We start from the raw sequence: 22,041 nt of genomic DNA on the forward strand, positions 1-22,041 counted from the left end.
GGTAGCTGAAGTGACCGCATCACCGCTCGGAGTCTTTCCGCCCAAGCCCTCGGCGCTGGCAGAGATGTTCACCGGCACGCCATCTCTCATCGGGGCCATTCACCTCCCGGCCCTGCCGGGCAGCCCGCACTACACCGGGCAGCCGGTTTCGGAAATTGCTCGCTTCGCCGTCGAGGAAGCACACGCGTATGTCGACAACGGTTTCGACGGTGTGATCGTCGAAAATCACTGGGACATACCGTTCCTCAAGCCCGGCGAACACGGATACGAAACCGCCGCGAGCATGGGAGTCATCACGGCAGCGGTGGTCGGCGAGTTCGGCAAGGCCGTCGGCGTCAGCATCCTGTCCAACGCCGGCGAGTGCGGAGTGGCCGCAGCGTGGGCGGCAGGCGCGAGTTTTGTGCGCGTCAATCAGTGGGCCAATGCCTACATTGCCAATGAGGGCTTCATCGAGGGTCAGGCCGCCAAGACGACACGCTTCCGCCATCGCATCGGCGCCGACCCGGTCCGGATCTTCGCTGACGTGCACGTCAAACACGGTGCGCATGCCATTGTCGCGGACCGCACTGTCGCGGAACAGACCGAAGACGCCGAGTTCTTCGACGCAGATGTTCTGATCGCGACGGGTTCGCGCACCGGTGACGCCGCTTCGGTCGACGAGGTTTCCGTGATCCGAGACAACACCGTTCTTCCGGTGATCATCGGCTCCGGCATCACGGCTGCCAATGTCGCAGCGCTGATGAAGGAATGCGACGGCGCGATAGTTGCATCCTCGGTGAAGGACAATGGACGCTGGTGGGGACGGGTCGCAGGCGAGAAGGTCCGCGAACTGTCCCGGGCCGCAGGAAAGTAACCATGATTGTCTTTTGTGGATACGCCAACAACGATGTGACGGTACATGTCCCACACGTACCGGTACTCGGTGAGCGCGTTCAGGCAACGGCCATCAGTCAGATCGACGGTGGAATGAATGCAAATGCTGCGGTATCCGCGGCCAGAATGGGCGCGCAAGTGATCTTTGCCGGTGCCGTGGGCCCGGACGCGCGGTCCACCGAGTTTCTCGAAGCCCTCGAGGCAGATGGCGTCGACACCAGTTGGTCGCCGCGAGATGCGTTCCTGTCGACGGCAGTTGTTCTCATCGCGCAGGACGGCGATCGCTCCATCATCAGCCAGGACGACCCGAACGATGCCGAACGCATCGGAGTTGTCGTCACCCGATTGGCCGCTGCCGGCGGTGGACGACTGTTCCTCGACGGATACCGTGCGGTCTTCCTCCCGGATGAATTACCGGGAAGCGTAAGTCTGGTAATCGATCTGGACGGTTGTGAAAACAAAGCCGCGGCACTGCGCGCGTTCGCTCTGGCCGACCACGTCGTCGTAGGGCGTGCCCTGTGGGAAGGCGAGTTCGGGATCGGATTCGACCAGTGGCAGACTCTGGCCGCCGAGCACAACACACACCTGCTGGTGACCGACGGGTCGCGAGGTTGGACACTGACCACACCGGACGGCGAGGTGACGAGCGAACCGGCAGTAGTGGTCGACGTCGTCGATGCAGTCGGGGCCGGTGATTGCTTCGGCGGTACGTACATCGCTTTTGTCGACGCCGGGCGCTCACCGGTGGACGCCGCACGACTCGCCGGGGCATCGGCTGCATTGGCTTGCGCCACTGCCGGACCCCGCGGATGCCCCACCCGAGATGAATTGGACAGCTTCACAGCAACATTGACCCCTCACACCCTTTTGGAGACTCGATGATGAAACGTGCATTGCCTCTGGCGCTGGGAGCCGCAGTCGCGCTCACGCTCACCGCTTGTGACTCGGCTTCGTCGAGTGACTCGAAGGACGCATCGGGTGGCTCGTCCATCCCGCAGCCGACCCGAGTCGCCGAAAGCTGTGACGGGACGAACGGCAAGCTCAAGGTCGGTCTGGTGACCATCAACCTCCAGGCGCTGTACTTCAACCAGATCAACAATGCCGCGAAGACCGTCGCGGACAAGGCAGGCGTCGACCTGCAGATCATCAGCGGCAACGACGATTCCGTCGCGCAGGCCAACGCCTTCGACAATCTGATCGCCGCCGGAGTCGACGCGATCATCGTCGATGCAATCGACACGGACGGAATCAAGCCGTCGGTGGTCAAGGCCAAGAACGCGGGCATCCCCGTCGTCGCGGTCGACGCGACCATCGACGATCCGGCACTGTCGACTCAGGTCGGTACGGCCAACGCCGAGGGTGGTGCCAAGATCGGAAACACCTTGGCCGACGTCGCGAACAACACCGGAACGGTCGGTATCGTCGGCGCGCTCAACAGTACTGTCCAGTTGGAGCGGCAGAAGGGCTTCACGGAGACCGTGACCGGCCGCGGAATGACCGTCGGCACCGTCGTGGACGGACGTAACATTCAGGAGAACGCACAGACCGCAGCGGAGAACCTGCTGACCGGCGGTGGCGACATGAAGTACGTCTACGCAACCGGTGAGCCGGCACTGATCGGTCTCGTGGCGGCGGTCAACAGTCAGAAGGCGCAGGATCGCATCGAAGCAGTCGGTTGGGATCTTTCGGATCAGGCGGTAGGCGGACTCAAAGCCGGTTGGCTTAAAGGCGTGGTCCAGCAGAACACCTTCGAATTCGGCCATGAGGCAATGAATTCGGCAATCGACCTGGCTTGCGGACGCGGCGCTCCGGCAAACATCCCGGTTCCCACCCAGATCGTGACCCCGGAGAACGTGGCCGACTACATGTACTACTTGGAGAAGTAATCATGGCACCTCCACTGATCGAACTCTCGGGCATCACCAAGTCGTACGGACCGGTGAAGTCCCTTCAAGGAGTGGACCTTCGGCTGGCGAAGGGTGAAGTACTCGGAGTGGTCGGCGACAACGGCGCCGGTAAGTCCACTCTGATGAAGATTCTCGCCGGTGCGGTTCAGCACGACGGCGGCGAAATGCGCGTCAACGGTGAACCAGTGCGCTTTTCGACGCCTCTCGACGCGCAGCAGAAAAAGATCGGAATCGTCTACCAGGATCTGGCTCTGTGCGACACGCTGGACGTCGCCAGCAACCTGTTCCTCGGCAGAGAACCGCGAAAAGGCCCCTTCCTCGACCGGCATGCCATGCACGAGAAGGCGGCTCACATTCTCGCCGACCTGCATGTCAAGGTGAAGTCGACCTACCAGGAGATCGGGCAACTGTCCGGCGGACAGCGGCAAACCGTCGCGATCGCCCGCGCAGTCTCCTTCCGCCCAGACGTACTGATCCTCGACGAGCCCACCGCAGCGCTAGCCGTCGCCGAGGTCGAGTCGGTGCTCAAGCTGATCACGGACGTCGCAGCGGCCGGCGTGGGCGTCATTCTCGTGACACACCGCCTGCAGGACCTGTTCCGCGTGTGTGACCGAATCACGGTCATGTACGAGGGGCAGAGTGTCGACGACGTTCCGATCGGCGACCTCAACATCGAGTCCCTCGTCGGACTCATCACTCGAACTCCGGTGCCGCAACGGACATCGGCAGCAACACAGGGAGCCACGGCATGACCACTCTCGAGAAGACCCAGGCGCCGATCGAGCGCAAGCTCGCCGCGAAACCCTCCTTGTGGGACAGCGTCAACAAGCCCACCCTCGCGATGCTGGCGGTGACAGTTGCCGTCGCAGCCGTCTTCTCGGCGACCACGTCGTCGTTCCTGACATTTACGAACCTGTCGAACCTGGCAACCCAGATCGCTCCGGTTCTGATCATCGCGGTGGCGATGACCTTCGTGATCACGGCAGGTCAGATCGACCTGTCCGTCGGTGCGATCGTCGCATTCGTCGCGGCGATGAGTGCCGAGCTTATCCAGGCCGGCGTCGATTCGTCCCTGGTCTTCGTCGCCGCCCCGGTGATGGGTGCGGCCTGGGGCCTGGTCAACGGATGGCTCGCTGCCTATCAGGGTATTCCGCCGTTCATCGTGACCCTGGCGACGATGTCCGTCATTCGCGGTATCGCGCTGTATCGGACCGAAGGATTCTCCGTTCCGGTTCCGGCCGACACCTACTTCGCGAAGCTCGGAACTTCGGAATTCCTCGGGTTCTCCGCCAGCGCCTGGATTGCTCTCGTCGTCGTGGTCATCGGAGCAATTGCGCTCAACCGCATGCGCTTCGGGCGCTACGTCACCGGTATCGGATCCAACGTCGAATCCGTGCGACGGTCCGGCGTCAACACGCGTCGTGTGCTCATGATGACGCTCGTCTTCACCGGCTTGGCTGCCGGTATCGCGGGACTGCTGATCGCGGCTCGACTGGGCTCGGGTTCGGCCAACTCCGCAACGGGATTCGAGCTCACGGTGATCACCGCGGTGGTTCTCGGTGGCACCAATCTCTTCGGCGGTCGCGGCACCGTGATCGGTACCGTCATCGGCGCCGTCCTGACCGGAATAATCGCCAACGGATTGACCCTGCTCGGCGTGAGCCCTTTCCTGACGCCGATCATCACCGGTGTCGTTCTGCTACTGGCCATCTGGATCAACATGCGCGGACATACACTGAGCGCGCTGTGGCGACACCTGCAGTCCGCACCGTCGGGGCCTGCACGCTCATGAGCAAGGTTCGTACTGTCACGGGAGCTGTGGACAGCTCGGAACTCGGACTGGTTCTCCCACACGAACATCTGCACAACGACGTCACCGGTGCGTACACCGAGGCACCGGATCCGGTTGTGGCACAGCGGTTGGCCGGTCCGGTACGCGCCGAGGATGCCTGGCTTCTTCACGACAATCCGTACTACAGTCTCGACAATTGTCGAGTCGACGACGCAGCGGCCGTGGTGGAAGACCTTGTGGACTTCGCCCGCCTCGGTGGTCGGACGATCGTCGATCTGACACCGCCGGGACTGGGCCGGGCACCGGAGAAGTTGGCGGAGTTCTCGCGAAAGTCAGACGTGCGAGTGATCATGGGTTCAGGGTGGTACCTCGAGACGACCCATCCGGTCGAGGTCCACGAACTCGGTGTCGACGATCTGGCAGGTTCGCTCGTCGAGGAGTTCGATCCGGCAAAGGAATTGGCACCTGGCGTGATCGGGGAGATCGGAGTCTCCCCGCTCTTCACTCAGAACGAGGCGAAAGCGTTGCGGGCGGCATGCATCGCCCAGCGCGAGGTGGACGTGCCCCTGTTCGTCCACCTTCCGGGATGGCAGCGCGTCGGACATCACGTCGTCGACATCGTGGTCGACGAGATGGGCGTCGATCCGCAAGCAGTGGTCCTGTGCCACATGGACCCGTCCGGACACGACGCCGACTACCAACGATCGCTCGCCGACCGCGGTGTCTTTCTCGAGTTCGACATGATCGGGATGCCGTTCGATTTCCCCGGCGAGGGTCTTTCGCCGCATCCGGCGGAAACAGCCACTGCGGTAGCCGGATTGGTCACCTCCGGTCACGCATCACAGCTCCTGCTCAGTCACGACCTCTTCCTCAAATCAATGCTCAGAAAGCACGGCGGAAACGGATTCTCCTACGTACCACTCGCCTTCGCCGCCCGATTGGTGCGCGCAGGCGTAGATCCCCAGCAAGTGTCCGCGTTGATGCGAGACAACCCGAGGTCGCTCTTCGAGCAGGCCGCGAAAGGAAACAGAAGCAGTCATGGGTAAACGAGTACTGATCGCCGGCGAGAGCTGGATGACGACGTCGACGCACGTCAAGGGCGTCGACGAGTTCAGTGTCCATTCCTACGTCGAGGGAGTCGGTCCGCTTCGGGATGCGCTCACCTCACGTGGCCACGACGTGACACACATGCCCGCACACCTGGTGCCGACGCAGTTCCCCGGTACAGCAGAAGCGTTGTCCCAGTTCGACGTCGTCGTTCTCTCCGACATCGGAGCGAACTCGCTGCAGTTGGCTCCCGGCGTGTTCGACCAGTTCCGCGCCGGCGAGGATCGTCTTGTCGCGCTACGTGACTGGGTGAACGCCGGCGGCTCACTGATGATGATCGGTGGTTACCTCTCGTTCTCCGGGTTCCAGGCGCGAGCAGCTTTCCGCCAGACCGCGATCGCCGAGGTACTGCCCGTGACGATGCTGGCCGAGGACGATCGCGTCGAGACACCGGCCGGGATCGTCCCCACCGTCGTCGATGCTGCTCACCCGGCTCTCGGTGGTGCCGGCGATTCCTGGCCGGCGCTCCTGGGATACAACCGCGTCGTCGCGAAGGACGGTGCCGTGGTTCCCGCCACCATCAACGGCGACCCGCTTGTCGCTGCCGGTGAATACGGCGCCGGACGGTCGATCGTCTTCACCTCGGACTGCTCGCCGCACTGGGCTCCGCCGGAGTTCTGTGAGCAGTGGCCCGGATACACCGACCTGTTCGACGGCTTGATCAGTTGGGTCGCCGGCGAATGAGTCGCTCCTCAGACCTGCTCGCGCGGCAGCAGAGTAATCTCGCTGCCGCGCGGGCGGTTCCATTCATCGAGGACACCATCGGCGGGACGTTGAGTGATGAGGGATTCCGCCGGTACCTCGTGATCGAAGAGGCATTCGTACTGACGGCCGTCAAGGTGTTGGGGTTGGTGGTCGCCGAATCCCCGACGCTCGACGACGCGCTCGACCACGTGACGTCGATGTCGAACCTGGTGGGCGAGCAGCGCGAGTATTTCGCGCAGTTGCGTTCCCGCTTCCCGTACGAGGGTGACGCAGCGGCGCTGGTCGAGGAGTCGGCCGTGCTGTCCACGCACGCCTTGGCCCTCGCTCGCGAAGAGGGCAGGGCGGCGGCGCTGGTGGGCATGTACGCCGCGGAAACCCTGTATCTGTCGTGGTGCCGGGAGGCGGCGGCAGTGAAGGTAGATCGCGAACCAGCGTTGCAGGACTGGGTGGACATGCATGTCGCTCCGCCGTTCGTGTCTCAGGTGGCGGTGCTGGCGTGCGAGGTGGACGCCATGCCCGAGTCCGTCACCGACGAGGACCTGGATCGGTGGTTCTCCGGCATGCTGGTCGCAGAGATCGATTTTCACAACGTGGTGGTGTGAGGTACTGCTGTGCGCCTTTATTAACCCCCGGCGGTTAATAAAGGCGCACAGCAAAAGGCCCGTAGGTCGCTTTCGCAACCTACGGGCCTCTTCTTTGTAGCGGGGACAGGATTTGAACCTGCGACCTCTGGGTTATGAGCCCAGCGAGCTACCGAGCTGCTCCACCCCGCGTCGGTGTGAAACCAACAGTACACGACTTCTGGAGGCGCAATTACCACCCCCCTGTCACCGGCCGGAGTGCGCGCTTTCCGAGTAGTAACCGCGGATGTGGCCGACTATGCGCTGACGTGCGAGTTCGCCGTCACCCGCGTTGACCGCATCCACCAATCCTCGGTGTTCGTCACGCAGTCGCCTGCAGGTGCTCGGCCAGCTGTCGATCTGGACGCCCGCGAGAACGTAGGCCTCGATGGACTCGCGCAGGCCGGTCATCATGGCTGCGATCACCTGATTGCCCGCCGCGTCGGCGAGCGCCACGTGGAACTGTGCGTCGAGTAGCAAGAATTCCTCGGCCGAGAGAGCTGCGTCCTCCATCGAGTCGAGCAGTTCGACGGCCGCGCGGAGGTCGGGTGCCGGGGTCCGCGATGCCAGGGACTGCATCACCTCGGATTCGAGAACGAGTCGTGTCTTCACCACATCCGAGACCGGAAAGCCTTGTGCTGCAACCTGCATCCGCATCAGCATGGTCATACCGCCGGTCGGTTTGGCGACGATCATCGCGCCGGACGTCGGGCCGGATCCAGTCTGCGCCTTCAGGAGGCCGAGTGCTTCCATGACCCGCAACGCTTCTCGGACCGATGACCGTCCGACGCCCAACTCTGCTGCCAGAATTCTCTCTCCCGGCAGGCGCTGGCCAGGAGACACCTCGCCTGAAACGAGCCGACGTTCGAGGTGACTCAGTACTTGTTCCCACGCTCGCGGGCTCGGCTCGGTCGGCATGAGGCAAGAGCATAACCGGGTGGACGCCGTTTATGGGGTGGCCTGTACGGGGATGTATTACTGTGGTCAGACCACACTGACAGATTGCGGGGAACCACATGCGAGTAGCGCTGTTCGCCACCTGCATCGGGGACACGATGTTTCCCGACGCCGTCAAGGCCACCGCCCTCCTGCTCACCCGTCTCGGGCACGACGTCGTGTTTCCGTCCGGGCAGACCTGCTGCGGGCAGATGCACGTCAATACCGGCTATCAGCCGGGCGCACTACCGCTGGTCGCGAACTACGCCGATACCTTCGGTGATGCGTCGATCGACGCCGTTGTCGCACCATCGGGGTCGTGCGTCGGCTCGGTCCGTCATCAACACGAGATCGTCGCCGAGCGCTACGGCACCGCGTCGCTGTGTGGACAGGTGCAGACCGTGAAGGCAAAGACGTACGAGCTTTCCGAATTCCTCGTGGACGTTCTCGGGGTCACCGATGTGGGCGCGTACTTCCCGCACCGAGTCACCTATCACCCGACCTGTCACTCACTGCGGATGCTGAGGGTGGGGGACAAGCCACTTCAGTTGTTGCGCAACGTCCGCGACATCGATCTGGTCGAACTCCCCGAAGCAGATTCCTGCTGTGGCTTCGGCGGCACGTTTGCCATCAAGAATGCGGAGACTTCGACGGCCATGCTGGCGGACAAGATTCGCCACGTTGCGGACACCGGCGCCGAATTCTGCAGCGCCGGAGACTCGTCCTGCCTCATGCACATCGGCGGCGGTATGTCGCGACTGCAGATGGGCGCCAAGACCATTCACCTCGCGGAGATTCTGGCGTCGGTGGAAAGCCGGGTGCACGCATGAGCGCTGTGACGCTGGGTCTGCCCAGCTTCCCGCCGAGGTCGCCCGAGGGTGCAGGGTTCCTGCGAGGTACTGAGAAATTCCCCGTCGCAGCACATCACGAGCTGGCCAACGCGCAACTGCGACGCAATATCGGCAAGGCGACGCACACCATCCGTGCCAAGCGCATCGACGTGACTGGAGAGCTTCCCGATTGGGAAGACCTGCGTGATGCGGGTTCGGCGATCAAGGCCGACGTCATGGCGCGGTTGCCGGAACTGCTCGAACAGTTCGAAGCTGCAGTCATCGCGCGCGGTGGGCAGGTGCATTGGGCGGCGGATGCCAACGAGGCCAACGCCATTGTGACCGAACTTGTCAAAGCCACCGGCTCCGACGAGGTCATCAAGGTCAAGTCGATGGCCACGCAGGAGATCGGTCTCAACGAGCATCTCGAAGCCCACGGAATCACCGCCTACGAGACCGATCTCGCGGAATTGATCGTCCAACTCGGCCACGACAAACCGTCGCACATCCTGGTTCCCGCGATCCATCGCAACAGGTCCGAGATTCGCGAGATATTTCTTCGAGAGATGCCAGATGTCGATCCGAACCTCGGGGAGAACCCGGCCGAACTTGCCGCTGCTGCACGAAAGTTTCTGCGCCACAAGTTCATGACGACGCCGGTCGCCGTCTCCGGCGCCAATTTCGGCATCGCGGACACGGGCACTCTGACCGTCGTGGAGTCGGAGGGCAACGGGCGAATGTGCCTGACGCTGCCGAAAACACTGATCACCGTGATGGGCATCGAGAAGATTCTGCCGACGTATCAGGATCTGGAGGTCTTCCTGCAACTGCTGCCGCGGTCCTCGACGGGGGAGCGGATGAACCCGTACACCTCCATGTGGACCGGCGTCACGCCCGACGACGGTCCACAGGAGTTCCACCTGGTCCTCCTCGACAACGGTCGGACTGCCGCGCTTGCCGACAAGATCGGGAGGGAAGCCCTGAGCTGCATACGGTGCTCGGCGTGTCTGAACGTGTGCCCGGTCTACGAGCGCACCGGCGGTCACGCCTACGGATCGACCTATCCGGGACCGATCGGCGCGGTGCTGACTCCGCAGCTCGCGGGCATGCATGGCAAAGACGATCCCAACTCGACGCTTCCCTTTGCCTCGAGTCTGTGCGGTGCGTGCTTCGACGCCTGCCCGGTCAAGATCGACATACCCTCGCTGCTCGTCGAATTGCGGCACCAGAAGGTCGAGCAATCCGGTGTCACAGCAGAGTCTTTGGCGATGAAAGCCGCCTCTCTGGCGATGTCGACCGAGGGCCGGTGGACGTTGGCTCAGAAAGCTGCCGGGCTCGGACGCGTCGTGGCCGGCAGGAAAGGGAAGATCTCTACGTTGCCACCTCCATTGAACGGTTGGACAGCTGCCAGAGACATTCCCGCACCGCCCAAGCAGACCTTCCGATCCTGGTGGGACTCCGACGAAGGCCGCGCGGCATTGGACGAGGCTCGTCGTGACGGGAAGGCGGACAGATGAATTCACGTGACGTGGTGCTCGGACGCATTCGTGATGCCATCACCTTGGCGCCCGCCCGCGAAGGCGAGATACCGCGAAACTACCGGACTGGCAGAACCATGTCCGACGGGGAACTCATCGATTTGTTCGTCGACCGTCTGGTGGACTACAAGGCGCACGTTCACCATTGCGCTGCAACAGAAATCGCCGAGGCCGTCGCCGGAATAGTGAGAGAGCACGGACTACACACTCTGGGGATCCCCGCCGGCCTCGACCGATCATGGGTAGCCGGATTCGACGGAACGCTGGTGGTGGACAGCCCGGACGTACCGGCTCCTGAACTCGAGAATCTCGACGCCGTTGTCACAGGCTCGAAGGTATCGTGTGCCGAAACCGGCACGATCTTCCTCGATGCCGGTCCATCGCAGGGACGCCGTGCGTTGACACTGGTACCGGACACACACATCTGCGTCGTGTATCGCAGCAGTGTGGAAGTGGGAGTGCCGGAGGCGATTGCGAAGCTGACACCGGAGCGCCCCACCACCATGATCAGCGGCCCGTCGGCGACCTCCGACATCGAACTCGAGCGCGTCGAAGGTGTCCATGGTCCGAGGAATCTTCACGTCGTCATCGTCGACGGTTGATTCCCGTCGAGCGGGAACTCGGAGGCAGCGGGCCACATCAGCGTCTAACGTCCCGGCCATGACACAACTGTTGGCAGGCAAGGTCGTTTTCATCACCGGTGCAGCGCGGGGTCAGGGACGCAATCACGCGATTCGACTCGCGCAGGAAGGTGCAGACGTCATCGCTGTCGACGTGTGCGCGTCGGTGTCCGAAGACGTGGGTTACGCGGCCGCGACTGAAGCCGACCTCGAAGAAACGGCTCGTCTCGTGCGAGCGGAGGGGCGCGAGATCGTCACCGCTGTAGCGGACGTCCGTGACCTCGAGGCACTGCGTGCGGCGGTGGCGTCGGGCGTCGACAAGTTCGGTCGCCTCGACGTCGTGATTGCCAATGCGGGCATCGCTACGTGGAACCGTTTCTGGGAGATGCCTGAAGAGCAGTGGTCGACGCTGGTGGACATCAATCTCAATGGTGTCTGGCGCACGATGACAGCTGCGGTTCCTGCAATGATCGAAGCCGGCAACGGTGGTTCCATCGTGATTGTGAGCAGTGCTGCCGGCGTCGCCGAAGCGCCCGGCTGCGCGCACTACTCGGCGGCCAAGCACGGCCTCGTGGGTTTGGCTCGCACTGCTGCAACGGAATTGGGAAGCTTCGACATTCGAGTCAACACCATCCACCCTGGCGCGGTGGAGACCGAGATGGGCAACGATCCCAACGTCGGTAAGGTACTCACTACTCATCCGGAGTACATGAACTCGTACAAGTGGCCGCTCACGTCCGTCCCGCGCACCACCGTCGAGGACATCTCCAACGCCGTCGTCTACCTCGCGACGGACCTCTCCCGCGCGGTCACCGGGACGAAGATCGTCATCGACATGGGTCAGACGATGGCGTAGTTGCGCTCAGAGGAGATTGAACTGCGCGACCTCGATGGTGTTCTCGACTGCCTCCGAGAGTGCGCGAATACGTTCGTCGGCGCCTGGCGCGGTCAAAATCGCCAGGCGATCGGCGTCACCCATCGGAATGCTCCTGGCGAGGGCATACAGCCGAGAACCCAGCGGATCCAAGGGATCCGGTGGGACGGGCATTCGCGGAGTCTGTTCGCCGGCCCGAAGTGCGAGCTTTCCCAACATTCCGTACATGAACTCGATGCGCTCGAGGAGCGAGTCGTATTCGTAAGCAGTGACTGGTGTTCCGTTGTTCTCGTCAGGCCACAATTCGACCTCGGCAAGTGGGTAGGGATCGTCCGGCAGCCATCGATTGACCCGGATGCGGTCTTCGGTCCGGCAATACAACTGATACCGCCCGGCACCCATGGCGACATGAGACTCGATCCGAGCCAGAGTGCCGACGTCGTGACGTGATTCGCCGCCACCGACCTCGTGGCCACGAGCGATGAGCACTACTCCGAACAGTGGGCCGTCGGCAGCTTCGAGAACGTTCTCGACCAGTGCGCGATACCGAGGTTCGAAGATGTTCAGGGGCAACACCTCACCCGGTAGCAAAGCGGAGCCGAGCGGAAACATGGGGAAGATGGGCATCAGGGGATTCTCAACCTCGGAATCGGAGGGGCGGGGAAATCGCCGGGGCGATCGATTTCGGCGAGCAGGTGCTCGGACCACGTCAGTAGACCGGGGATATCGAGGCCGTGCGGACTCTCGACCTCGTAGTGCCTGATGCGGTCGTGACCCTGGCCGAGGAGTGAGACGGCGCCGGTGTTGTTGCCCCGAAGCAGATGGGTGAGCCCGACGGCCAACTGAGCCAGTCCCTGCCACAGGTCACGTTCCTCGGGCGGCGCGCTTTTCCACGTTCCTTCGAGAATCTCGTGTGCGTGGAAAGGCATGCCGTGGTCGAGGAGGCGCTGCGCCTCGGTGATCGACTCGTCTGGTGGCAGGCGTACATCGTCCGGAATGCGCGGGACACCGCCCGCTGCGTCGCGTGGCAGTGGACGTCCGAGTCCGTCACGGGGCCGCGAATTGAGGGGTTTCCCAGCGGCGTCCCGGTCGCGTTCGGTCATACACTCAGCCTAACGGCAGCGCCTCGGCCGAACTCGCCAAAAGTTTTTTCGAGTCGCCTGTCGATTCCGGGGAGAACCGTTCGTCGTCATGTTGTAAGGCAAGAAAGCCGCAAGAAAAACAACAGACCAAGGAGTCAGTCATGAAGTACATGTTGCTCATCTACACCGCATCCGGCGGAGACACCGAACCCCAGTGCACGTTCGAGGACTGGCAGCAATACGACAAGGAAATGAAGGATGCCGGGATCTGGGTGTCCGGCGATGCCCTCGCCGACCTGACGACTACGACGACGGTTCGGGTCTCGCAGTCCGGAGAAAAGACCGTCACCGACGGACCCTTCGCAGAAACCCGTGAAATCCTCGGCGGCTACGACGTCATCGACGTTCCCGATCTGGATGCGGCGCTTTCATGGGCCGCGCGGTGCCCCGGCGCGCGCGACGGCGGCAGCGTCGAGGTGCGTCCACTGGCCGGGTTCGGGGACTGATTCGCCGTGGACGAGCAGGCCGAGAACTCCATCGAGTCAGTGTTCCGGGAGGAACGCGGACGACTCTTGGCCTCGCTCGTCCGCCGCTTCGGTGATCTGGATCTGGCCGAGGAAGTCACCTCCGAAGCCGTCGAGGCCGCGTTGGTGCACTGGCCCGTGGACGGAGTGCCGGCTAAACCGGGCGCCTGGCTGCTGACCACGGCGCGTCGTAAAGCCGTCGACAGGCTTCGTCGTGATCAGGCCTATGCGGCGCGATTGGCGGTGATGCAGGTGGACGCCGATCGTGCCGACCCGGCGCCGCCCACGGTCGACGGAGAACTTCCCGACGAGCGGTTGCAGCTGTTCTTCACCTGCTCGCACCCAGCGCTGGCCGAGGACGACCGAATCGCACTCACCTTGCGTTGCCTCGGAGGGTTGACGACGCCCGAGGTTGCTCGGGCCTTCCTCGTGCCTTCGGCGACCATGGCGCAGCGGATCGTGCGTGCGAAGAAGAAAATCCGTCAGGCTCGGATTCCCTTCCGAACTCCCAGCGCCGAAGAACTCCCGGAGCGTCTGCCCGGTGTTCTGCAGGTGATCTATTCGGTGTTCACCGAGGGGTACGCAGCGAGTTCGGGTCCGGATCTGCAACGCGTCGACCTGGCGGTGGAGGCGATCAGGCTGGCGAGGATCTTGCGCGCATTGCTTCCCGATGAGCGCGAGATCGCCGGATTGCTTGCATTGATGCTTCTCGTCCACGCGCGTCGGGATGCCCGTACCGACGCCGCCGGCGGGATCGTGCTCCTCGAAGACCAGGATCGCGGGTGTTGGGACCAGCCGATGATCGAGGAAGGCAGCGACCTCGTCGTGGTCGCGTTGACCGGGGGAGCGCCGGGGCCGTACGGGGTGCAGGCCGCCATCGCCGCATTGCACGACGAGGCCGCAGATGTGGAGAGCACCGACTGGCCACAGATCTGCGCTCTCTACGGAGTGCTCCTCACGCTGACTCCGTCGCCGGTCGTGGCCGTCAATCGGGCAGTAGCGTTGGCGATGCGCGACGGCGAGGAAGTCGGGCTGACTGCGCTGGAGGAACTGGCAGCGGAGTCCAAACTTGCCGACTACCATCCGTATCACCTTGCACGAGCCGAACTACTTGCTCGGTTGGGGCGCACCGACGCAGCGGCATCCGCGTACCGACAAGCTCTGAAACTCGTTGGTACGGAACCGGAGCGGGCCTACCTGGAGCGTCGGTTGGGTGAGATCTCGGACTGATCGGCGCCTCAGACCAATTCGAGTCTTCGGGCCATGTCGGACACGAAAACACCTGTCGGATCGATATTTCTGCGTATCTGGATCCACTCGTCGATTCGCGGATACATCGAGTGGAAGCTTGCTGCGGTAGTCCGAGAGTCCTTGGCGGTGTAGAGGCGACCGCCGAATTCGAGTACCCGTTTGTCGAGGGAGGCGACGAACTCACCCAGGCCGGACTTGATCGGGAAGTCGAAGGCGACGTTCCACCCGGACATCGGAAAGCTCAGTGGCGCTGCGTTTCCCTCGCCGAAAAGTTTGAAGACGTTGAGAGCTGAGTAGTGTCCCGAACGCTGGATATCGCGGATGATGCTCTTGAATTCGTCCACCGCGTCGACGGGCACCACGAACTGGTATTGCAGGAATCCCTTGGACCCGTAGGCACGGTTCCACTCACCGATGAGGTCGAGCGGATGGTAGAACTGCGTCAGGTTCTGCACCTTCCCGATGTAGTTGCCACCAGTGCGGTAGTAGAACTCGCCGATCGCTGACGCCGATAGCTTGTTCATCAAGCCGTTGGGGAAAACATCCGGTGTCGTGAACAGTTGTGGTGCATCGAATTTCAACGGATTCTTCTGCAATTTCAGCGGAAGCTGGTCGACGGTCGCCAACGAACCACGCGTAATCGAGGCCCGGCCGAGCTTCGGCGGCGCACTGACTGCATCGAACCAGGCGCTCGAATACGTGTAGTCGGCTTCGCTGCCGTCGCTGTGAAAAGCGACGGTTTCGTCCAGGCCTGCGGTCAGTGCGCCGTCGTTGACGAAGTATGCCGTTTCGGTCGGTGTCATCTCGAGGGTGACGCGCAGGATGATCCCGGTCAGTCCGATCCCGCCGACGGTAGCCCAGAAGAGTTCGGATGTCGGGCCTTGCGGCTCCAGTGTTCGGATACTGCCGTCAGCAGTGAGCAGATCCATCGAGCGGACATGATTTCCGAAGCTGCCCTCGGTGTGGTGGTTCTTGCCGTGAATATCGCAGGCGATCGCTCCGCCGATGGTTACCTGGCGTGTTCCGGGGAGTACCGGTACCCAGAGACCGAATGGTAGCGCCGCGCGCATCAGCTGATCGAGAGAGACTCCCGCGTCCATCTCCACGAGACGGGACTCGGCATCGATCTTGTGAATTCGACGGAAGGCGGTCATGTCGATGACCAAGCCGCCGGTGTTCTGCGCGTTGTCTCCGTAAGACCGGCCCAGACCACGAGCGATGACTCCACGTCGGAGGTGCAACGGCTTGTCCGCGTTGTCGTCTGCGACGCGGGCGACGGCCTTTGCGATCGCCTCTACATCAGGAGTCGAAACGACATGCGAGGTAGTTCGGGCTGTGCGACCCCAACCGCCGAGGACGGTGGACGCAGAGGTTGGCAGATCGGTGGCGTAGTCGGACACGAAATCCGAGGGTACCTGTTTGCGGACCAACTGGTCTGAAACTGATGGATGCTCGGTTCGCCTATCGCGGGACGTCGAGATCGAAGTACAGGGTCTCGGACCAGTAACCGAGGCCGAGTTCGCGTAGCGGTTCCTCGACGCTCTCCTGAGTCGGCGTGAACAGTCGCTCCCAGAAGCGCGGCTTGGCGGGTGCGAGTGTGGCCAGCGCCGCCTCCATCTCGGCGTCGATGTCCGCCAGACCGGTCATCAGGGCCGTGCCCTGTTCGGCGAACGGTTCGTCGTCCATGTCGAAGATCTCGCCGCACTCGAGGACGAAGTAGTGGTCGGGTTCGGTGTGGCTGCGCAGGAAACGCAGCGCATCGCCGGCCATCGTGCCGAGTTCGGGGTGATCGATGCGGCCGAGGAAGTCTTCGAGCCGGGCGATACCAGGACCACAGGGCGCGGTGACCGCGATCAGGTCGGGGGTGTCGTCCCAGATGATCGACTGGCGGGGGAGCGGATTCACGGACACAAGGATCCGGGGGACCAGCGGTATCGCGTACGACCACTCCGAGATTCCTTTGAGTCCACGGGTGCGAGCGGCAGCCGGATTCTCATGCGGGGCAACAAGGGTCGAGTAGAGATAGGTGCGGTTGGCCACTGGCCGAGTCCTTTCTGCGGTCGGCGTCACCTGATTCGGGCGGCGCCCACCATCCTCAATGCCAGGTCTCCGTACAGTTTTCCGATGTCTTCCGGATTCGTGTAGTTGCCGGCCGGGAACCAGCGGCACACGTCGACGCACAGGGACATCAAGGCGAGGGTGACGCCTTCGGCATCGGGGATCGTGAAATCGCCCGACTGCACGCCGGCATCGACAACCTCCCGGACCACCCGCGTCGTGCTGCGGCGAAGCGCGACGACGGTTCGGTAGTGCTCTGGTGTGAGGGCAGTGAGTTCGTACTGGACGACGCGAGCGAGTGAATGGTGCCCGGCCTGCCAACTGGCGAAGGTGCTGATCAGTTCCTGCAAACGAACGGACGGTTCTTCACCAGGTCGGTCGGCGCCCTCGACCACCTTCAACGCTTCGGTGTGGCCTTCGAAGCTGATCGCGAAAAGCAGTTCTTCTTTCGAGCGGTAGTGCGGGTACATGGCGGCGGGACTCATGTCGAGTCGCGCGGCGATGTCACGGGTGGTGGTGCCGCCGTAGCCGGCAGAGGCAAAAGCGTCCACGGCTGCCGCGCGGATACGGGCCGCAGCTTTGGAGGGGCTGATCACCACGTCAGGTGAATCGCTCACGGTTTCCTCCAGGTGTGACGGATTTCGATGTTGACAATATCCCGCTCTCGATTCACTATAAGCAGGTGCTTAGATTCTAAGCGAATGCTTAGGAACATCGTTACGTGTGGCATTGCCACGCCGAAAGGAAGCAACTCGTCATGCGTCGCACTCTGTACGGACCCGATCACGAGGCATTTCGCGAATCTGCTCGCGAATTCGTCAACCGGAACATCCTTCCGGTCGCAGAGAAGCTGATCGACCAGCGCTTCATCGATCGTGAAATCTGGCTCGAAGCGGGACGCAACGGCTTCCTCGGACTCGAGGTTCCGGAGGCGTACGGCGGAAGCGAAGCCGGCGACTACCGCTTCAACGCGGTTCTGGCCGAAGAGCTCTCGCGCGCCAGTGCAGCTGTTGCCTCGAGCTTCGGCATTCACGCCGACGTCGTTGCTCCCTACCTCGTTCAGCTCACCACCGAAGAGCAGAAGCAGCGTTGGCTGCCCAAGTTCTGCACCGGTGAGATGCTGACGGCCATCGGCATGACCGAGCCTTCCGGTGGATCCGACCTCGCCTCGCTCAAGACCACTGCGGTCAAGGACGGCGACGACTGGATCATCAACGGCTCCAAGACCTTCATCACCAACGGCTACAACGCCGACCTCGTGATCGTGGCGGCTCGGACCAGTCCCGAGAAGAAGTCCAAGGGCATCACCCTCTTTGCCGTCGAGACCGGCATGGAAGGCTTCGAGCGCGGACGCAAGCTCGACAAGGTCGGCCAGCACGAGTCCGATACCGCCGAACTGTTCTTCGAGAACGTTCGCGTGCCGTCCACCAACATCATCGGTGAGATCGACCGCGGCTTCATCCACATGATGGAAATGCTGCCGCAGGAGCGCGTCGGCGCTGCGGTGTCCAACATCGCGCACGCCGCTCCGATCCTCGAAGAGACGCTGCAATATGCCAAGGACCGCAAGGCTTTCGGTCAGCCGATCGGCTCGCTGCAGTGGAACAAATTCCTTCTCGCGGATCTCGTCACCCGCATCGAGGTCACCCAGGCCTACGTCGACAACTGCGTCGCGGCACACGCTGCCGGCGAGCTGACCGCCATCGACGCCGCCAAGGCTAAGTGGTGGACCGCGCAGGTGCAGAACGAGGTCCTCGATCACTGCGTTCAGTTGCACGGTGGCTACGGCTTCATGACCGAGTACCGCGCCGCTCGCGCGTGGATGGACGCCCGCGTCACCAAGATCTGGGCCGGATCCAACGAGATCATGAAGGAACTCATCGGCCGCGATCTCGGCCTGTAATTTCGCAACTGCAGTCGATACGTCACTGCAACCGCCACTTCCCGAACCCGACGACACAGGAGCATCACCGCGCATGTCTGTTCTCGACAAGTTCTCTCTGACCGATCGAGTGGTCATCGTGACCGGTGCGTCGTCGGGCCTCGGGGTGGCGTTCGCGAAAGCCGCAGCAGAGGCCGGCGCGGACGTCGTCCTCGCTGCTCGCCGCGTCGACAAGCTCGAAGACACGGCCAAGCTCGTGCGTGACGCAGGCCGCGAAGCATTGTGCGTGGCCACCGACATCGTCGATCCGGCTCAGGCTCAGAACATGGTCGACGCCGCGATGGAGAAGTTCGGCCGCGTGGACGTGCTGGTCAACAATGCCGGCGTCGGAACTGCCGTTCCGGCGACCCGCGAGACCCCGGACCAGTTCCGCGCCGTCATCGACATCAACCTCAATGGGTCCTACTGGGCAGCGCAGGCCTGCGGCCGCGTGATGCTCCCGGGCAGCTCCATCGTCAACATCTCGAGCATTCTCGGATTGACGACCGCCGGACTCCCGCAGGCCGCCTATGCGGCGAGCAAGGCAGGCGTCGTCGGATTGACCCGCGACCTCGCACAGCAGTGGGGAACGCGCAAGGGCATTCGCGTCAACGCGATCGCGCCCGGCTTCTTCAAGTCGGAAATGACAGACCAATACAACGACGGTTACTTGGACGCGATGGCTCCGCGCCTGATCCTCGGCCGCATGGGCGATCCGGAAGAGCTCGCGGCCACCATGGTGTGGCTCGCGTCCGAGGCCGGCGGATACGTCACCGGTCAGACCATCGCCGTCGACGGAGGAATCACCATCACCTGACGCCGATGCCGAGATGTCGCCGGCTTTGCCGTATAAGTAGCTGGTGACCTCTCGCGCCGAACCTCAGGAGAACTGGGAAGACCGTCCGCCACCATCCATGGCTGCGACGGAGCTTCTGCGTGACCTGCCGGTGACTGCCCGCGGCGTCCGGACCAGGGCTTCTCTGGTCGCAGCGGCTCGAACGGTGTTCGAGCGCGCAGGGTATCTCGACGCCCGTCTCACGGACATCACCAAGGAAGCGAACTGCTCCACCGGCACGTTCTACACCTACTTCGACAACAAAGAGCAGATCTTCGCCGCAGTTCTCGACGTCGCGCAGGAAGACATGCTGCACCCAGGCATGGGACGGGTCCGCGACGTCGACAATCCGTATGCGGTCCTCGAATCGAGCAACCGTGCCTACCTGACGGCTTTTCGCCGCAACGCCAAACTGATGGGTCTGCTCGAGCAGGTATCGCACATCGATCCGGCCTTCGCGAAACTGCGTCGGGACAGAGCCGAGACCTTCATTTCTCGTAATGCCCGAGCCATCGAACGCTTGCAAGCAGCTGGCAAGGCAGACGCCTCGTTGGACCCGCTGTTGGCTTCCCGAGCACTGTCGGCGATGGTGAGCCGTCTTGCCTACAGTTCATTCGTCTCCGAGGAACCTGGCGCCGACGGCAACCCCGTCCCGTTCGAGGACGTCGTCAAGACGGCTACTCAGGTGTGGGCCAACGCGCTGGGACTCGAAGGCGACCGCGGGTAGTTTCAGCCTTCGCCGCGGGCCGCGAACTGCTCCTCGAGGCTGTGGCGCAGTGTTTCCTCGCTGTTCTTGACAGCGTTTTCGACGAACGGTCCGATCAATCGGCCGAGTGCCTTGCCGGCAATGCCGCCGGGCAGTTTGTAGGCGAAGTCGACGGAAAGCTCGGTCTTGGAATCGTCGATCGCGGCGAACTCCCACGTGGACGAGTTGGATACACCGCCGAGCGAGGACAGCTTGATGATCCGATTCTTCTCCCACTCGGTGACCTCGAGTTTGGAGCGCAACGTGCTCGGCCCGATCTGCATGGCCGCGTCGAACGTGGCGCCGAGTCCCTGATCGAACTCTCCGAACGGGGTGAACTCGGAAACACCGAACATCCACGTCGGGACATTGCGGTAGTTGTCGATGTAGTCGAAGGCGACATCAACCGGCACGGCAGCAACCGCGGTGTGGCGAACATGGATCATGACTGGTCCCTGTCTTTCGGTGAACACCGACTCTAACCAATGGCTCCGACGTGTTCGGCGGCGGCGCAAGAGCGATCTACGGTATCGGTATGACGAACGAGCTTCCGGTACGCGGGTCCTGGCGCGATTACGAAGACCTGGGACTACCGAAACCGCTCGCTGCGGCGTTGGAGGCGTTCGTCGAGCAGGGCTATCACGGGACTTCGATCCGTGACGTCGCGTCGCGGTCCGGGCTGTCGGTGCCGGGGCTCTACCACCACTACCCGTCCAAGCAGGCTCTGCTGATCGGTCTGGCGACCGTTGTGATGACGGAGTTGTTGGAGCGAAGCCGCGCCGCCGAACTCGATGCCGGGGACGATCCCTCTGATCGCTTCGACGCGGTGATCGAATCTCTGTTGCGGTTCCACATGTTTCGACGCGAGCAGTCGTTCGTCGCCTCCTCCGAGATCCGCAGCATGGAGCCCGACAGCCGGGCTGGTTACATCGCCCAGCGCGACGAACAGCAGAAGCAGGTGGACCGGATCGTCCTCGACGGCGTCGCCTCGGGCGTGTTCGAAGCCGACCATCCCGAGGACGCCAGCCGAGCCGTGGTGACGATGTGCGTCGCCGTCGCGGTCTGGTACCGAGCGGACGGTGAGTTGTCTCCGGACGAGTTGGTGGAGAGGTATCTGGAGATAGCGCGTCGGATGGTGGGGGCGAAGCGGGTGAGGGAGTGACTGTGGGGGCGAAGCGGATGGGGGAGTGATCTGTTGACGCAACTGCGCGAATCAGTCTGAATTTTTGAGCAATTCGAGCGCTGCGTTCCGGCCGGCACCGAAGGGGTCGGTGCCGATACCGATCCCGTCTGCGACGAGGGCACCTTCGTGAAGCAGCATGATTGCCTCGACGAGACGTTCGTCGGCTAGTCCGTCCGTCGCCAGAATGCGCCGGAAAAGGTCTGACATCTCCCGCTTTTGTTCGGCGATGACAGCGAACACCGGATGTGAGTGATCGCTGAACTCGGCGTGCGCGTTGATCATGCTGCACCCCTTGCCTCCGCTCGCCTTGGACCAGGAGGCGGAAGCGTCGAATACCGCACTCAACTGTTCGGCGCGGCTAGCTCCGGCTGATGCGAGCTTCTCGTCGCGAAAGATTCGCCACCGCCGATCTCGAGCCCTCAGGTATTCCACGACGAGACCGTCTTTCGAGCCGAACCGTTCGTACAAAGTCTTCTTCGTGACCCCGGCGTCCAGTGCGACGGTATCCACGCCTACGGCATGAATCCCCTTTTCGTAGAACAGCTTCGACGCAGACTCCAGAATGCGACGCGCTTTCGGAGTCAATTCGGGTGTGGATTCCTCTGCCATGGACAAAAGTATACCGATCTGTATAGTCGGG

The 22,041-nt window shown here is 62.8% G+C and carries 26 protein-coding genes and 1 tRNA gene; 18 read left to right on the top strand and 9 right to left on the bottom strand.

The window, feature by feature from the left end:
- Positions 1-10 precede the first annotated feature (10 nt).
- The 8 genes from ABH939_RS00475 to ABH939_RS00510 are packed head-to-tail and all read left to right on the top strand — an operon-like array spanning position 11 to position 6,986.
- On the top strand, positions 11-853 hold the full coding sequence (locus tag ABH939_RS00475; protein ID WP_003940276.1) for a BtpA/SgcQ family protein: 843 nt from the start codon (positions 11-13) through the stop codon (positions 851-853).
- Positions 854-855: 2 nt separating this feature from the next.
- A complete protein-coding gene (locus tag ABH939_RS00480; protein ID WP_003940558.1) occupies positions 856-1,755 on the top strand; it encodes a PfkB family carbohydrate kinase in 900 nt (299 codons plus the stop codon).
- Positions 1,752-2,759, top strand: coding sequence for a substrate-binding domain-containing protein (locus ABH939_RS00485; RefSeq protein ID WP_204855348.1), 1,008 nt, complete (start codon positions 1,752-1,754; stop codon positions 2,757-2,759). The genes ABH939_RS00480 and ABH939_RS00485 overlap by 4 nt, the downstream gene beginning before the upstream one ends.
- Before the next feature lie 2 nt (positions 2,760-2,761).
- Positions 2,762-3,532 carry an ATP-binding cassette domain-containing protein gene (locus ABH939_RS00490; RefSeq protein ID WP_003939830.1) on the top strand — a complete coding sequence of 257 codons (771 nt, stop codon included), beginning with the start codon at positions 2,762-2,764 and terminating at the stop codon, positions 3,530-3,532.
- Positions 3,529-4,572, top strand: a complete 1,044-nt coding sequence (locus ABH939_RS00495; RefSeq protein WP_007730024.1) for an ABC transporter permease — start codon at positions 3,529-3,531, stop codon at positions 4,570-4,572. The genes ABH939_RS00490 and ABH939_RS00495 overlap by 4 nt, the downstream gene beginning before the upstream one ends.
- Positions 4,527-5,618, top strand: coding sequence for a phosphotriesterase (locus ABH939_RS00500; protein WP_256082576.1), 1,092 nt, complete (start codon positions 4,527-4,529; stop codon positions 5,616-5,618). Before ABH939_RS00495 ends, ABH939_RS00500 begins: the two co-directional genes overlap by 46 nt.
- The gene (locus ABH939_RS00505; RefSeq protein WP_003939869.1) at positions 5,611-6,363 is read left to right on the top strand and encodes a glutamine amidotransferase; all 753 of its coding nucleotides are present in this window, start codon (positions 5,611-5,613) and stop codon (positions 6,361-6,363) included. The genes ABH939_RS00500 and ABH939_RS00505 overlap by 8 nt, the downstream gene beginning before the upstream one ends.
- Positions 6,360-6,986, top strand: coding sequence for a TenA family protein (locus ABH939_RS00510; protein WP_042446961.1), 627 nt, complete (start codon positions 6,360-6,362; stop codon positions 6,984-6,986). Before ABH939_RS00505 ends, ABH939_RS00510 begins: the two co-directional genes overlap by 4 nt.
- A 97-nt stretch (positions 6,987-7,083) precedes the next feature.
- Here the strand turns inward: ABH939_RS00510 and ABH939_RS00515 are convergent.
- Both ABH939_RS00515 and ABH939_RS00520 read right to left on the bottom strand, forming a co-directional pair.
- Positions 7,084-7,157: transfer RNA gene (locus tag ABH939_RS00515), tRNA-Met, on the bottom strand.
- Positions 7,158-7,211: 54 nt separating this feature from the next.
- Positions 7,212-7,922 carry an FCD domain-containing protein gene (locus tag ABH939_RS00520; RefSeq protein WP_204855349.1) on the bottom strand — a complete coding sequence of 237 codons (711 nt, stop codon included), beginning with the start codon at positions 7,920-7,922 and terminating at the stop codon, positions 7,212-7,214.
- Positions 7,923-8,020: 98 nt separating this feature from the next.
- On the opposite strand from ABH939_RS00520, the gene ABH939_RS00525 reads away from it, so the two are divergent.
- The 4 genes from ABH939_RS00525 to ABH939_RS00540 are packed head-to-tail and all read left to right on the top strand — an operon-like array spanning position 8,021 to position 11,784.
- The gene (locus tag ABH939_RS00525; RefSeq protein WP_003940529.1) at positions 8,021-8,770 is read left to right on the top strand and encodes a (Fe-S)-binding protein; all 750 of its coding nucleotides are present in this window, start codon (positions 8,021-8,023) and stop codon (positions 8,768-8,770) included.
- Entirely contained in the window at positions 8,767-10,287 is a 1,521-nt protein-coding gene (locus ABH939_RS00530) for a LutB/LldF family L-lactate oxidation iron-sulfur protein (protein WP_404649178.1), read from the top strand. The genes ABH939_RS00525 and ABH939_RS00530 overlap by 4 nt, the downstream gene beginning before the upstream one ends.
- Entirely contained in the window at positions 10,284-10,910 is a 627-nt protein-coding gene (locus ABH939_RS00535; RefSeq protein ID WP_404649179.1) for a lactate utilization protein C, read from the top strand. Before ABH939_RS00530 ends, ABH939_RS00535 begins: the two co-directional genes overlap by 4 nt.
- Positions 10,911-10,968: 58 nt before the next feature.
- Positions 10,969-11,784: a mycofactocin-coupled SDR family oxidoreductase gene (locus tag ABH939_RS00540; RefSeq protein WP_007730029.1), complete on the top strand. Its 816-nt coding sequence runs from the start codon at positions 10,969-10,971 to the stop codon at positions 11,782-11,784.
- 6 nt (positions 11,785-11,790) lie between these two features.
- On the opposite strand, the gene ABH939_RS00545 is transcribed toward ABH939_RS00540, so the two are convergent.
- Complete coding sequence (locus ABH939_RS00545; RefSeq protein WP_064073901.1) at positions 11,791-12,429, bottom strand: LON peptidase substrate-binding domain-containing protein; 639 nt, start codon at positions 12,427-12,429, stop codon at positions 11,791-11,793.
- Positions 12,429-12,905 (bottom strand): DUF309 domain-containing protein, encoded by a 477-nt coding sequence (locus ABH939_RS00550; protein WP_003940372.1) that lies wholly within the window; start codon positions 12,903-12,905, stop codon positions 12,429-12,431. The genes ABH939_RS00545 and ABH939_RS00550 overlap by 1 nt, the downstream gene beginning before the upstream one ends.
- Before the next feature lie 140 nt (positions 12,906-13,045).
- Between ABH939_RS00550 and ABH939_RS00555 the strand changes: the two genes are divergently transcribed.
- Both ABH939_RS00555 and ABH939_RS00560 read left to right on the top strand, forming a co-directional pair.
- Positions 13,046-13,390: a YciI family protein gene (locus ABH939_RS00555; RefSeq protein WP_404649180.1), complete on the top strand. Its 345-nt coding sequence runs from the start codon at positions 13,046-13,048 to the stop codon at positions 13,388-13,390.
- Positions 13,391-13,396: 6 nt separating this feature from the next.
- On the top strand, positions 13,397-14,638 hold the full coding sequence (locus ABH939_RS00560; RefSeq protein ID WP_404649181.1) for an RNA polymerase sigma factor: 1,242 nt from the start codon (positions 13,397-13,399) through the stop codon (positions 14,636-14,638).
- A gap of 8 nt (positions 14,639-14,646) precedes the next feature.
- Here ABH939_RS00560 and ABH939_RS00565 read toward each other — a convergent pair whose 3' ends face one another.
- From ABH939_RS00565 to ABH939_RS00575, 3 genes are all read right to left on the bottom strand, one after another.
- Positions 14,647-16,059: an FAD-binding oxidoreductase gene (locus ABH939_RS00565; protein WP_007730033.1), complete on the bottom strand. Its 1,413-nt coding sequence runs from the start codon at positions 16,057-16,059 to the stop codon at positions 14,647-14,649.
- Between the two features lie 61 nt (positions 16,060-16,120).
- A complete protein-coding gene (locus ABH939_RS00570; protein WP_404649182.1) occupies positions 16,121-16,699 on the bottom strand; it encodes a hypothetical protein in 579 nt (192 codons plus the stop codon).
- Positions 16,700-16,725: 26 nt separating this feature from the next.
- Positions 16,726-17,334 (bottom strand): TetR/AcrR family transcriptional regulator, encoded by a 609-nt coding sequence (locus tag ABH939_RS00575; RefSeq protein ID WP_030536572.1) that lies wholly within the window; start codon positions 17,332-17,334, stop codon positions 16,726-16,728.
- Positions 17,335-17,474: 140 nt separating this feature from the next.
- Between ABH939_RS00575 and ABH939_RS00580 the strand changes: the two genes are divergently transcribed.
- From ABH939_RS00580 to ABH939_RS00590, 3 genes are all read left to right on the top strand, one after another.
- The gene (locus ABH939_RS00580; RefSeq protein WP_007730036.1) at positions 17,475-18,620 is read left to right on the top strand and encodes an acyl-CoA dehydrogenase family protein; all 1,146 of its coding nucleotides are present in this window, start codon (positions 17,475-17,477) and stop codon (positions 18,618-18,620) included.
- A 73-nt stretch (positions 18,621-18,693) separates the two neighbouring features.
- Positions 18,694-19,455 carry an SDR family NAD(P)-dependent oxidoreductase gene (locus tag ABH939_RS00585; protein WP_003939707.1) on the top strand — a complete coding sequence of 254 codons (762 nt, stop codon included), beginning with the start codon at positions 18,694-18,696 and terminating at the stop codon, positions 19,453-19,455.
- A gap of 97 nt (positions 19,456-19,552) precedes the next feature.
- Positions 19,553-20,200, top strand: a complete 648-nt coding sequence (locus ABH939_RS00590) for a TetR/AcrR family transcriptional regulator (protein ID WP_007730038.1) — start codon at positions 19,553-19,555, stop codon at positions 20,198-20,200.
- 2 nt (positions 20,201-20,202) lie between these two features.
- Here the strand turns inward: ABH939_RS00590 and ABH939_RS00595 are convergent, their stop codons facing one another.
- Positions 20,203-20,664 carry an SRPBCC family protein gene (locus tag ABH939_RS00595; RefSeq protein WP_003940411.1) on the bottom strand — a complete coding sequence of 154 codons (462 nt, stop codon included), beginning with the start codon at positions 20,662-20,664 and terminating at the stop codon, positions 20,203-20,205.
- An 89-nt stretch (positions 20,665-20,753) separates the two neighbouring features.
- On the opposite strand from ABH939_RS00595, the gene ABH939_RS00600 reads away from it, so the two are divergent.
- Positions 20,754-21,380 (top strand): TetR/AcrR family transcriptional regulator, encoded by a 627-nt coding sequence (locus ABH939_RS00600; RefSeq protein ID WP_099698126.1) that lies wholly within the window; start codon positions 20,754-20,756, stop codon positions 21,378-21,380.
- Positions 21,381-21,431: 51 nt separating this feature from the next.
- Here the strand turns inward: ABH939_RS00600 and ABH939_RS00605 are convergent, their stop codons facing one another.
- Positions 21,432-22,010 carry a TetR/AcrR family transcriptional regulator gene (locus ABH939_RS00605; RefSeq protein WP_047272072.1) on the bottom strand — a complete coding sequence of 193 codons (579 nt, stop codon included), beginning with the start codon at positions 22,008-22,010 and terminating at the stop codon, positions 21,432-21,434.
- Between the last annotated feature and the right edge of the window lie 31 nt (positions 22,011-22,041).

Origin of the sequence: Rhodococcus sp. 27YEA6 (assembly GCF_044908235.1) — a bacterium.
Taxonomy (GTDB): Bacteria; Actinomycetota; Actinomycetes; order Mycobacteriales; family Mycobacteriaceae; genus Rhodococcus_F; species Rhodococcus_F qingshengii.